Below are 9196 nucleotides of genomic sequence, written 5' to 3'. Positions count from 1 at the left end.
TTGCGTATAGAGAAATAGTTGTTTCATTTGTTGAAGCTCTTGGAGGTGGAGGGTGGAATTTTTCTCTTTTATTGCGTATAGAGAAATAGTTGTTTCATTTGTTGAAGCTCTTGGAGGTGGAGGGTGAAATTTTTCTCCTTTTATTGCGGATAGAGCAAGAGTCATTTCATTTGCTGAAGCTCTTGGAGGTGGAGGGTGGAATTTTTCTCTTTACTTTCATTTAGTGGTATTAAGAGTTTTCTGGAATATAAAGAACGAAAAAATTTGATTTGTACAGGCTTTATATTTACTTGGGTTTACCTTGTTGAATTCCATGATAAAAAAGTTCCTGAGAGGCAGGAAATATCGGTATCCTCTGTAGAGGAAGGTACTCCCTCTTCGGCAAAATCAAAAAGTAGAAAGAAGAAGTCAATTTCTCAGATATTCGATGTTGGCTTTGTAGATCAAATACCTAAAATTAGTTATTCTATCAGATGTACTAATCAAGGCTGGGGAATTGAAATCGCCGAGCTTGTCCGTAACTGCATTATAGGTTTTGTAAAAACATATCTACCTTTTGCTGGCTTCAGGCGAAAGGCTATGGAAAACCCTATAATGCTTCAAATTCCTTCTTTGATTCTTGGCTTTTTATTATCTCTTATATTCTTGTGGATATATTCACGGGAAAGTTTAATAAGTTGTTGGAACTTTTCAGATAAAATAGGTCATTTTTTAGGAGAAAATGTACCACCTGGAAAAAAATTAGACTTTCTTATTGATTTTTTTAATACCTGCAAAGTAATAGATTCAAAACAGGATATTATATTATTTCCTCTTAGTTTATTTTCTTTGTTTACCTCTCTTTTACTAGCTCAATTTATTCTTAGGTTAATAAAATTACCGACTTATCGTTTTATTCTTTTTACAGAAGTATCAAATAAGGAACGAAACGAATATTTTAGTAAGATTAGTGGTAGGAAAAATTTTTGGTTAACAACTGTTATTGTAGGTTCAATTCTCACACTTTTGAACCGTATTCTGTGGAACTATATTTCAGAATGGTGGGGTAATATTTTCGGCTAACCCTACTAATAAAATATTAGTTGTGAGAATAGTTAAACCTTGTACGCATAACCAATTACAAAGCATGATAATTTTACTGTTTACTTAACACCAATTCCGCCATTAAAGGCAAATGATCTGAACCTGTAGATGGCAAAACTTCAGCAGATTTAGAAACCCAATGATTTGAATACCAAATATAGTCAATTCTAAACAAAGGATAATCTAATTTCCAGGTAGAGTTTGGAATTAAAAAATCAAGATTCCAACCCGCAGGCCAAGTTAAACCTAAACCCATTCCTGATACTCTCCAAGAATCTGTTAATACTTGTCTTAAATAATAGTAATCCTGAGATTGTTCGCTCATATTAAAATCACCCGCCACAACAACAGGCAAAGTTTCTTTTTTTAGTCGTTCTATTAAGTCTTGAATTTCTGCCGATCGCTGAGAAAATTCATAAACTGGAATTGTCAAAAATGGTAAAATTTTCCGGAGTCTAATCCATGGTGAAATGGTTTGAATATTGTAGACAACTATTAGCTGTTGTTGAATCTTAATAAGAGCGCGTTGTTGAACTTCTGAATGATCTGCTAAGTGTAGATTTTCGTTAAATTCTATGGGATATCTGCTGAGAATTGCTGCTCTATAACCTTTAATATCTTCTGAAGTTTGATAAGGATAGTCAGCTTTTAATTTAGGAAAGGATTTTCTAATGTGGTTTCTGGTAATTTCTTGTAAAAATACTATGTCTGGTTTTTCTCGTTTTATTATTTCTACTAGGGTTTTGGTTTGAGTCTTATGCCAGCTATTATTTAAGGAGAAAATTTTGAGGGGTTGAGTATTTGCTGCAGAAATAGGTTGAGGAGAAAAATATTGTGTATCTAGCCAACCAATAAGCAGCAGACAAGCAATAGATGAAAGTATAAAAAACCAACGTTTTTTGATTATGAAAAATGCGGGGAGTGGCAGGATTAATATTGGTAAAAGAATTAAGGGGATAAAATTTCCAATTAAAGCTATTAGCCAGAATTTATCCCAAAATATTAGTCGGAGTATCAAGTAAATTAAAATTAATCCTGAATAGCTATAGACAAATACTTTGGTAATTAGTTGCAAAAATAAGAAGAGATTCATTATGAAATGATTTATGAAAAAAGTTGTAGGGTTTTGGTTTCCAAATCCCATTTTTGCTAGGGTTTAGCAAGCACATCCCTACTATAAAATTTTATAATCTATCTTTGGATTCTTATAATCATTATGGAAGATTTTAATGAGAGGAAAAATTAACATCTTAAAGAGGTAGAAAATTACAGCACTTTTTAGGATGATGAGGTATACTTGACTAATTCTCTGTTGCCTGTTAGCTGTTGCCTAAAGTCCTAAAAACTAAAAATTTGTACCTCACTAACTCCGAAACTGCTGTAAGTAGTTTTGCCAAATTAATTTCCTACTTGATAGAGGGAATAGGGAATAGGGAGTCAACAGGATATGCAATTAATTTTGCTTATGAACTTAGGATTTTATGTAGAAACATAAAATGTACTGTTAACTGTTAACTGAAATAACGTTCTTCTCGATATAAACGCAAGCCATAATTTCCGGCGGGAGTTGTTTGTAATTCAAGAATTACTGTTGCCATTTCTGAGGGAAGTTGTGAGAGTTTTTGAGGTTTAAGAAAATGTTCCGGTGGCATTAAAACAGGAGCAGATAGGGCAGCAAAAGTTAAATCTGCTGCGGAAAAATTATCTCCTACTAAAAAGGAACGACCATCAGATAATTGTTTACCAACTAAATCAAAAACTTCCTGAATTTCTGCCAGAGACTTTGCCGCATTTTCTGCTGTTAGCTTAAATTTTTTATTTAACAGGTTTGAGAGGAAAGGAAAAAGAATTGTAAATCCAATCTGTTCAAACCAAGGAGTATTTGTACACCAACCTCTACGCATAGCTTGGCGATCTTTTACCTTATAAAAATATCCCCAACTTCTCACAGCAACAGCTAATTTTTCATCAAATAAATCTTCTAGTTCTTCAACTTCTTTCCGTAATTCTGGAATCTCTGGATATAATTTTTTATCTACTGGTGCTATGCCATTCAGGTAATGCAAAATATCAGTTGAATCAACAAGATTACCATGATTTTCTGTAGCTAAAACTGGAACACTATTACCATCATATTTCATAGTAGCAAATCGATGAAATACAGGAACATGGGGTTCTTCTGTATAAGGAATATTTAGTCTGTCTAATGCCCAACGAGCTTTTTCAGAGAAATGGCTGATAGGAATAGTAATTAGACGATAATTTTGGGAATTCATGAAGTTTTTCCTTGTCGATCATTTCTATAGCAATTAGGGAGCAGGGTACAGGGAATAGAGAACAGAGAAGAAGACAAAAATGAATATATATGAATATGATAACTGCTCTATTCTATACCTTTTAAGGAACACTTTGATTCTCACATCTGATTCCTAATTGCTATATAATTGCTAACAAAAAATAGTTGAAAGTAACAATAGCTATAGGGTTCCTTACTTCTATAGTAATTCTAAATAGGTTGTGATATTTTATCGTAGTGAATCGGCATATATTCACATATATTTAATGGTGCGTTAGATGGATTGCTAAATCCATTTCATAGTCTGAATATAAGCCGTAAATACGCACCCTACAAATTTTACTTTTTCCTTCTTTTTTATTCCTTTTTCCTTCTTTAAAAATTAGTTTACCCTTCTTCCTTATTCCTTATTCTTTCTTTATTTTTTAAAACAGCTTCTCTAAAACCTAGCACTACCAAAATATTAGATAGAGTCAAAAATACTTCAGCACTTCCATGTAACCAATCAATATTTGCTAAAGCTTCAGCATAAACTTGTTTAGCATAAATTCCAGCAGGAATAGTTACACCCACAAATACTAAAGTGCCATAAAATCCAATTAAGGCTAAACGGGGTACTTGATCCGAACGAGTTAGAAACCAAATAAAACCTAAATAGGGAAATAAAGAAAGAGCGAATAAAGTATCTTTAGAAATCATTTTTTTAGAAGTAATTGTGCTTTTAGGAATTTCTTAGTTGAGAGAGGGAACAATTAACTGGGAGCTAATAGGATGTGTAATTAATTTTGTTTGTGAACTTTCCACTTTCAAAAAATTTTGGGAGAGGGAACACTTAACACTTAACAATTAACTGGGAGCTAATAGGATGTGTAATTAATTTTGTTTTGTGAACTTTCCACTTTCAAAAAATGTTGAGAGAGGGAACACTTAACACTTAACACGTAACTGGGAGTTAATAGGATGTGTAATTAATTTTGTTTGTGAACTTTCCACTTTCAAAAAATGTTGCTACATTAATTGTTGTTGTAGTTAGAGAAGACTTGAATTTTGCAGTTGCAGGAAAATCAAATAAAAAGTAAATTTCCCTACCTATTCTCTACTCCCTTTTTACTTTCAGAAAATATCCACCAAGCAGCAGCTAATAGGGTAAAGTTCCCCAATAAAGTCATCGATGCTTGAAGAGTAACCAACCATTCTAAATTAGGGTCATTATCAAAATAATGCCAAGTACAAGCACACATAGCACTAACTAATGCAGGTAACATAGCAAAAGATAGACCATACCAAACACGGTTGTGGGTAATATTTCCATAAATCGAAATAAACCAGATGGCAGCTACCCATTCAATAACGCTAGAAATATGAATAATCCAAGTAGGAATTGATAAAGCGTGCATATTTAAAAAATCTGAATTTTTAGGTCTTAACTTCGGTATTCTATAACTTTAACAGGACTTACGAACCTAAAACAAGAAACCAGGTTTATTGTCCTAGGTTGTTCAAATCACTAAACTTGGTCGATAAACCCGGTTTCTATGTAAATCCTAGTTAAATTAAACAGGACTTACGCAGGGGTACTATATATAGAGTGTAAAAACTGTAGCGCTATAGTTTTTAACACTACATAAATGGTCTCTGCGTAAGTCCTATTAAAATAGGAAATAACTCAAACAAATGCGAGCAATTTTATGTGGTTACTACGGAAAAGGAAATGGTGGGGATGAGGCATTATTAGCATCTTTATTACAGATGTTGCCCGATAATATTCAACCTTATGTTTTGTCTGGCAACCCCTCCGAAACTAAAAAACGCTACGGGGTTGAAGTGGGCGATCGCCTGAATACTTTTACGATTCTTGAGGCTATGAGACGTTCAGATATATTTATTTGGGGTGGTGGAAGTCTAATTCAAGATGCTACGAGTATTGCTAGTCCTTTTTATTATGCTGGATTAATGGGAATTGCTCAAAAAATTGGTTTAAAAACTGTTGCTTGGGCACAAGGAATTGGGCCTTTAAGTCATAAAACTACCCAATTTTTAGCAAGACAGTGTTTTAAGGGTTGCAATGTTGTTAGTGTCAGGGATGCAGGTTCAGCAGGAATAGTTGCTAAGTGGAAGATTCCTTTTACTTTAGCTCCTGACCCGGTTTGGGCTTTAGAGACTTTCCCTGTCCCTGGTCTTTGGGATTTACCTGCACCTAGAGTAGCGGTAAGTTTGAGACCTCATCCCCAACTTACTTCCTCTCGTTTAGCAACTTTAACTCAAGCTTTAATTTCTTTTCAAAAGGCAACTCAAGCGTTTATTTTGTTGTTGCCTTTTCAACCGATGAAAGATTTAAAAATTGCCGAATTTGTTCATCAAAGATTGCCTGATGATAGTAAGGTTTTAACTATAGAAGACCCTAGAGTTTTGAAGGGGATTTTTCGAGGAGTGGAGATGGTAATAGGTATGCGTTTCCACAGTTTAATTATGGGAGCTGCCGAAGAATGTCGTTGTTTTGCTATTAGTTACGATCCGAAAGTTAGTCAGTTAATGATTGATTTGGAAATCCCTGGATGGGAGTTATCGGAATTGCCAGAAGATGCAAATTTAATTAGTAAAGTTTGGATTGAGAATTATGCAAATGGGGAAGGTTTGTTGCGAGATAGAATAGATTTTTTTCGGGAGCGATCGCTGATTCATCAAGAGGTATTACGTTCTTTTTTGGGAGGGGTCAGGTAGGGGAGTTGTCGGATTGGAGACGTACAGTCCTCAAAAGTCAGAAGTCAGAAAAAAGGTATAATAAACGTTGTACATAAATATAGTCATATATAGTCAAACAATGTGAAATATCTTCGTTAATTTGTACAAAATAGCTACTAAATATTTGACAAAATTTAATAACTATCGATCGTGATTTTTAATTGTATAATCGGCGTTAGCTGAAAATTAAAGGCTAAATAACCATAATTAAAGATTCATAAATTCTCGAATCCTAATATAATTTTAGCTCCTTGATTTATGAGATTAGTTGAGAGACATATTATTCAACCAACACATCGGTTTTATCCTGAAATTGACCGACTGTATTTCTTGTCTAAAAATCTCTTAAACTTATACTAATTATTTAGTTCGTCAGTCTTGGGTCTTTGAAAAGACAAATCTATCCTACTATGACCCACAAAAAACACTCTCTACTCAACCAGACTATAAAGCAATGCTAGCTAAAGTCTCTCAAAAAATATTGATGATTTTAGATAAAAATTGGAAGAATTTTTTAGCAGCAAACGAAGTTTATAAACAGAACTCATCAAAGTTTAATGCTCGTCCTCGTCTTCGGTGGATATAAAAATCAAATAACGGGAAGAAATTTATTTCCTCTTATCTCCTTACTCCCTACAGGAGATATAAAATTTTCTCTGGTAAATAGAACATTAAAAACATGAGATGTTTGATAATACTTGCCAACGGGTAACTTCACTAACTGGTTACTGCTATTTGAAGTAACCAAATAAGTTTCATACTCCAAAGAATTCATAAATTCCCGGAGTTCAGTTTCATTAGTTCCCATTTGTTTTAAACCAAATCTATTAATCTCACAAATAATGTATGGAACATCATATTTACCAATTGTATTTACCGAATAATTAATAATTACTGGAGAGTACAAAGTTCTTATGAAAAACGATTTCCTTTCAAGACTGAAAGTATTACTGGAAAAGGCTTAGAGCACCTACAGTTTTAAATGGCGAGTTTCTAACCTTGAGATCCCTGAAAGCCTTAGCTAGCAATAGTTATTCCAAGAACTTTGCACTGTATAGAATAATTAAATAATTAAATAATTCAGATTGAAAGCCTCCCCAATAAAGGGGAAAAAGCGGTTTAGGGATGCCGAGGTCTCCTCGGTATATCCAATCAACCAAGAGAGCGGTTGTTTGCGGAGTAGTCCGTTAGGATGGGATGGATGGGTTACCTAACCATATCCAATCTCCCCGCGAGAAATAAATTTTTTCCTTGAGCGTCAATCCTCTCCTTTTTATGGAGAGGTAATTATGCATTATCCATTAATGAAAGCTCCTTCGATATCAATTTTTATCATTTTTAAATTAGTAATGTTTCCAGCTTGGCTGAGAATATTATCTAGTGTGGATAGTTGTGTATTTTGCATTGTTTGATTATTTAAACTTTTTTGATTGAATGGATGTTTACAAATAGGTAATTCAAGAATTAATAATTAAATAATTCGCGCCTTGAAGCCTCCCCTTGGATAGGGGAAAAAGCGGTCGTTTGCGGAGCATGACCTTAGGATGGGATGCCGAGGAGACCTCGGCATATCCAATCGACCAAGAGAGCGGTCGGAAAGCGGAGCAGTCCGTAGGATGGGATGGCGAGGTCTCCTTTCCCTCCGGGACGCTATCCTAGGTCATGCTCCGCAAACGCGTTTCATGTCGCGTAGCGAAACGCTAGCTTCCAATCTCCCCTTGAAAAAAGAAAATATTCCTTATATTCAATTCCGTAACGGTTAAAACCCGAGGTAATTATCAATTATCCATTATCAATTAATGAACTACATCCCACAGAGCATGACCGCCATCATTATCCTGATTAAAAAATATTTGTGTTTGCTTAGTTTCTGAACCTACAGCGAGGTTAAATAGTTTGATGTTATTTAGATGATTAAGATTGATATTTTCTAAGATTTTTTGATAATTTGATAATTCTGGTTCAAAAGCAAATACTTTCCCTTGACTTCCCACTATCTTGGCAGCCAAAATCGAATAATATCCAATATGAGCGCCAATATCAATAAAAGAATCATTTCTTCCTAGGAACCGACAAATTAATTGAAAAATTTCTGACTCATAAGCGTGCCCTTTTTTAAAACAGTCAAGCATAAGTTTTTGGGTAAATTTATTAGAGTCTAGAGAAAGCTTAATTTCTTGATTATCAGAATTAGATTGCCAGTTAATATTGATAGTTTTGAAAAAATTTTAGGAAATTATAGTAGAACTATTTTTCTTCTGAATTATTGCCCAATAAATATCAGGACCAGCAGGCACATTAAAGTTAATATCTAATACTTGTAAAATCTCAAATCCACTTCTTTTAATTAAATATAGCCACATACTTTTACCCAATACACTATAGTGATTTTTATTGGTTTGATGTTTACAGCTAGTATCGGGAGCAGGTACTTCTATATATAAATAACCTTCAGGTTTAATAACTCTAGAAATTTCCTGCAAAGTAAAATATGGGAAAATACTATGCTCTAAACAATGTCTGCACCAAACAAAATCAAAATGGTGATCTGGAAATTATAGAAATGATTGATCCATTTGATAAACTTGATAACCTTTTTGTTGGCAAATAGCTACATCTTCCTCATTTAAAGTAATTCCAATTGGCGTAAAACCATGTTTTTTAAATATCTCCAAAGCCACACCTTGACCACAACCAATATCTAATATTTTTGCTGCGGTTGGTAAAGAGATTTGTTTAAAACATACATCAAACATTTGTTGAGTTATTTGACTATGAAGTCGGGTTGGAGGTTCGGGATAGGTATCATTTTTAATTCTTTCCAGAAACTGTTCGAGTTTTTTAATTTGCGACGGTTCTAGTTTCATAGTTTAAATATGAAAAGAAATTTATTTGTTTACGATAACATAGTCATCAGGACAAAACTAATAATATATGGTTTAGAACAGACTACAAAATAGGGATATTGCATGCAACGTCCCTACTTGGCGATCGTTTTTTAATGTGGTTCATTTACGGAGAGGGAAATAGTAGATTCATTTTCTCAAGCACCTAGGTCTGGAAGTCGATGCTGAA

10 protein-coding genes and 1 pseudogene are annotated in these 9196 nt (G+C 33.9%); 3 read left to right on the top strand and 8 right to left on the bottom strand.

The features are described from left to right. Nucleotides 1–195: 195 nt before the first annotated feature. Nucleotides 196–1062, top strand: coding sequence for a hypothetical protein (locus ACP6PM_RS15595; RefSeq protein ID WP_426586135.1), 867 nt, complete (start codon nucleotides 196–198; stop codon nucleotides 1060–1062). Nucleotides 1063–1135: 73 nt separating this feature from the next. Here ACP6PM_RS15595 and ACP6PM_RS15590 read toward each other — a convergent pair whose 3' ends face one another. From ACP6PM_RS15590 to ACP6PM_RS15575, 4 genes are all read right to left on the bottom strand, one after another. Continuing rightward, nucleotides 1136–2176, bottom strand: coding sequence for an endonuclease/exonuclease/phosphatase family protein (locus tag ACP6PM_RS15590; RefSeq protein WP_426586133.1), 1041 nt, complete (start codon nucleotides 2174–2176; stop codon nucleotides 1136–1138). Nucleotides 2177–2594: 418 nt separating this feature from the next. Continuing rightward, a complete protein-coding gene (locus ACP6PM_RS15585; RefSeq protein WP_426586131.1) occupies nucleotides 2595–3359 on the bottom strand; it encodes a glutathione S-transferase in 765 nt (254 codons plus the stop codon). A gap of 407 nt (nucleotides 3360–3766) precedes the next feature. After that, complete coding sequence (locus tag ACP6PM_RS15580; RefSeq protein ID WP_426586129.1) at nucleotides 3767–4078, bottom strand: DUF3593 domain-containing protein; 312 nt, start codon at nucleotides 4076–4078, stop codon at nucleotides 3767–3769. A 386-nt stretch (nucleotides 4079–4464) separates the two neighbouring features. Then, entirely contained in the window at nucleotides 4465–4776 is a 312-nt protein-coding gene (locus ACP6PM_RS15575; RefSeq protein ID WP_426586127.1) for a DUF2499 domain-containing protein, read from the bottom strand. A gap of 277 nt (nucleotides 4777–5053) precedes the next feature. On the opposite strand from ACP6PM_RS15575, the gene csaB reads away from it, so the two are divergent. Both csaB and ACP6PM_RS15565 read left to right on the top strand, forming a co-directional pair. Next, entirely contained in the window at nucleotides 5054–6100 is a 1047-nt protein-coding gene (csaB, locus tag ACP6PM_RS15570) for a polysaccharide pyruvyl transferase CsaB (RefSeq protein WP_426586126.1), read from the top strand. Between the two features lie 475 nt (nucleotides 6101–6575). After that, a complete protein-coding gene (locus tag ACP6PM_RS15565; RefSeq protein WP_426586124.1) occupies nucleotides 6576–6707 on the top strand; it encodes a hypothetical protein in 132 nt (43 codons plus the stop codon). 3 nt (nucleotides 6708–6710) lie between these two features. Here ACP6PM_RS15565 and ACP6PM_RS15560 read toward each other — a convergent pair whose 3' ends face one another. The 4 genes and pseudogenes from ACP6PM_RS15560 to ACP6PM_RS15545 all read right to left on the bottom strand — a co-directional run bounded on the left by ACP6PM_RS15560 (nucleotide 6711) and on the right by ACP6PM_RS15545 (nucleotide 8988). Beyond that, nucleotides 6711–7028, bottom strand: coding sequence for a hypothetical protein (locus ACP6PM_RS15560; RefSeq protein WP_426586122.1), 318 nt, complete (start codon nucleotides 7026–7028; stop codon nucleotides 6711–6713). Between the two features lie 889 nt (nucleotides 7029–7917). Continuing rightward, nucleotides 7918–8253 carry an FkbM family methyltransferase gene (locus ACP6PM_RS15555; protein WP_426586120.1) on the bottom strand — a complete coding sequence of 112 codons (336 nt, stop codon included), beginning with the start codon at nucleotides 8251–8253 and terminating at the stop codon, nucleotides 7918–7920. Nucleotides 8254–8349: 96 nt separating this feature from the next. Then, a pseudogene (locus ACP6PM_RS15550) lies at nucleotides 8350–8664 on the bottom strand (methyltransferase domain-containing protein); the annotation flags it as partial. 12 nt (nucleotides 8665–8676) lie between these two features. Continuing rightward, nucleotides 8677–8988 carry a methionine biosynthesis protein MetW gene (locus ACP6PM_RS15545; protein ID WP_426586117.1) on the bottom strand — a complete coding sequence of 104 codons (312 nt, stop codon included), beginning with the start codon at nucleotides 8986–8988 and terminating at the stop codon, nucleotides 8677–8679. Between the last annotated feature and the right edge of the window lie 208 nt (nucleotides 8989–9196).

The sequence above is a fragment of the Dapis brunnea BLCC-M229 genome, assembly GCF_050015995.1.
In the GTDB taxonomy this organism is placed as follows: Bacteria; Cyanobacteriota; Cyanobacteriia; order Cyanobacteriales; family Microcoleaceae; genus Trichodesmium.
This window is presented reverse-complemented; position numbering and strand designations above follow the sequence as displayed.

Bases quoted from the DNA above. Each gene is read 5' to 3' on its own strand.
- ACP6PM_RS15555 (WP_426586120.1), bottom strand. From the start codon at position 8,253: ATGCTTGACTGTTTTAAAAAAGGGCACGCTTATGAGTCAGAAATTTTT.
- ACP6PM_RS15580 (WP_426586129.1), bottom strand. From the start codon at position 4,078: ATGATTTCTAAAGATACTTTATTCGCTCTTTCTTTATTTCCCTATTTA.
- csaB (WP_426586126.1), top strand. From the start codon at position 5,054: ATGCGAGCAATTTTATGTGGTTACTACGGAAAAGGAAATGGTGGGGAT.
- ACP6PM_RS15545 (WP_426586117.1), bottom strand. From the start codon at position 8,988: ATGAAACTAGAACCGTCGCAAATTAAAAAACTCGAACAGTTTCTGGAA.
- ACP6PM_RS15565 (WP_426586124.1), top strand. From the start codon at position 6,576: ATGCTAGCTAAAGTCTCTCAAAAAATATTGATGATTTTAGATAAAAAT.
- ACP6PM_RS15575 (WP_426586127.1), bottom strand. From the start codon at position 4,776: ATGCACGCTTTATCAATTCCTACTTGGATTATTCATATTTCTAGCGTT.
- ACP6PM_RS15585 (WP_426586131.1), bottom strand. From the start codon at position 3,359: ATGAATTCCCAAAATTATCGTCTAATTACTATTCCTATCAGCCATTTC.
- ACP6PM_RS15590 (WP_426586133.1), bottom strand. From the start codon at position 2,176: ATGAATCTCTTCTTATTTTTGCAACTAATTACCAAAGTATTTGTCTAT.